The following is a 1,894-nucleotide window of genomic DNA, read 5'->3' as shown; positions in this document are numbered from 1 at the left end:
GGTCAGCTGCGGCATACCGTTCTGCATCGCCACCAGCATGTTCACCACGGTCGAGGACGAATACACCGTGCCCAGCAGCACATAGGTGCCTTGGTCGATGGCTTTCTGAACCATCGCGCGGCTGTTTTGCGGATCGGTCTGGCTGTCATATTCGGCCAGGTAGATTTCCTTGCCCAGAATACCGCCCGAAGCGTTGATTTCTTCCACGGCAAGACGCACGCCATCGGCCCAGACCGAGCCAGCCGCCGCGCCAGCGCCCGAAAGCTCGGCCACGTTGGCGATTTTTACGGTGTCGGCAAATGCGCCGCCCGCCATAAGGGCCGCTGCAATCGCGGTTCCCATCAGAGTTTTCTTCAGCATAGTATTCCTCCCTAGGTCAGTTTGCTGTCGAAGTTACGGTCGCCCCCTGCCCAAGCAGGAAATCAACCAGAATATCTGCCTGAGCATTGAACATTCCCAGCCCCGGCATGGTGTTGCAGCCCTTGTCGCGCGCGATCTTCAGCATCGGCGTGACTTCGGGTTTGGTAATCGCATCGGCCACGAATTCACGGCCCGTCAGCTTGTCGGCCTCAACCGGCAGCGGATCGCCGTCGCGCATTCCGACCGGCGTCACGTTGGCGACAAAATCGAAACCGGTCGGATCGGACGAACCCGCGCCCACCCGACCGGGGAACCTGGCGTCCAGCTTGGCAATCGTCGTTTCGCGGCGGGTCTGGTCCAGATCGTGGATCGCCAGAAAACTCGCGCCGCGTTGCAGAATTTCATAAGCCACGGCCGCCCCGGCACCGCCGACGCCAACCAGCAGGGCGCGCTTGCCCGCGACGTCAAACCCGCGCGCGGCCACGCCATCCATATAGCCTTGGCCATCGGTATTATCACCGGTCCAGCCGCCCTGCGGCAGGCGCCGCATCACGTTGACCGATCCGATCAGCCGGGCGCGTTCGCTGGGCTGATCGCACAGCGCCAGCGACGCCGGCTTGTGCGGCACGGTCACGACCACGCCGCCGACATTCCGGATATCGCGCAACGAAGTGATGAATTCCTCAAGTTTTTCAGCCGAAACATGGATCGGGACCACCATCCCGTTAAAGGCGCGCGCCACCATGATTCCGGTCAAAAGCGCCGGTGATTTCACCTGAGCGATCGGGTCTCCCACGATCGGAAACAGTTGTGTTTCACCGTCAAGCCGCACATCCATGCGAACGCCTCCCAAACGCCGGTTTCTCCCCTTGGGACTGACGCGCGATCTGATCGGCCGGCGACCGGACTTCAGAGCACGGATTTGCGTCTTCCCTGTGTAAGAATGTCGCAGGATCGGCGTCAGTCCGGAATGGACGCACTGCCTGAATGATTGGACAAATCATTAGCTGCGGATTTGAAGATTTCGCGCCTTGCAGCATCAAATCGCCCCCATGACATTCGCCGCCTTGCGGAACCCGGTTCCGGCCTGCGTGCCGCGCCAATGCGCCAGCGTCTGATCTATTCCATCGGCCAAAGCCGTGACCGGCAACGCATCGAACCAAGCCGCACGTTCCCCACCGGACAAGGTCTCGGGCAGTGTCAGCGGCAGCCCGTCGACCTGAACCTGCGCGCCCGGCACCCGGTCGGCCAGCAGCGCCTGAAAGGTCGCCATGTCCTCGGTCGGGCCGCACAGATCAAAGACCTGCGCGCCGGTCAAAGGCTGGCGCACCGCCGCAACCATTGCACGGGCGACATCGGTCACATGGACAAATCCAACGCGACCGGAAAACCGGATCACCGCCGCCTCGCCCCGCGCCGCAGCGCGCAAGGCGATGCTGGGACCAGCGGCAATCCCCGCGCTTTCGCCGGGGCCATAGACGATATATGGCCGGAACCCCGCGCTTGCGATGCCGTGATCGGCCCAAGCGACCCG

At 62.7% G+C, this 1,894-nt stretch carries 3 protein-coding genes; all 3 read right to left on the bottom strand.

Annotated features, from left to right (window positions below; genetic code table 11):
* Nucleotides 1-360 (bottom strand): ABC transporter substrate-binding protein (locus ABYW26_RS14050; protein WP_372605541.1); only part of this gene is annotated, 360 nt, incomplete at its 3' end.
* 16 nt (nucleotides 361-376) lie between these two features.
* Nucleotides 377-1,198 carry a shikimate dehydrogenase gene (locus tag ABYW26_RS14045; protein ID WP_372605540.1) on the bottom strand — a complete coding sequence of 274 codons (822 nt, stop codon included), beginning with the start codon at nucleotides 1,196-1,198 and terminating at the stop codon, nucleotides 377-379.
* A gap of 201 nt (nucleotides 1,199-1,399) precedes the next feature.
* Nucleotides 1,400-1,894 (bottom strand): NAD-dependent epimerase/dehydratase family protein (locus tag ABYW26_RS14040; protein ID WP_372605538.1); only part of this gene is annotated, 495 nt, incomplete at its 5' end.

It is taken from the genome of Actibacterium sp. (genome assembly GCF_041584535.1).
Classification (GTDB): Bacteria; Pseudomonadota; Alphaproteobacteria; order Rhodobacterales; family Rhodobacteraceae; genus Actibacterium_D.
The sequence above is the reverse complement of the archived record's forward strand: the minus strand, read 5'-3'. Positions and strand labels throughout refer to the sequence as shown.

Bases quoted from the DNA above. Each gene is read 5' to 3' on its own strand.
- ABYW26_RS14045 (WP_372605540.1), bottom strand. From the start codon at position 1,198: ATGGATGTGCGGCTTGACGGTGAAACACAACTGTTTCCGATCGTGGGA.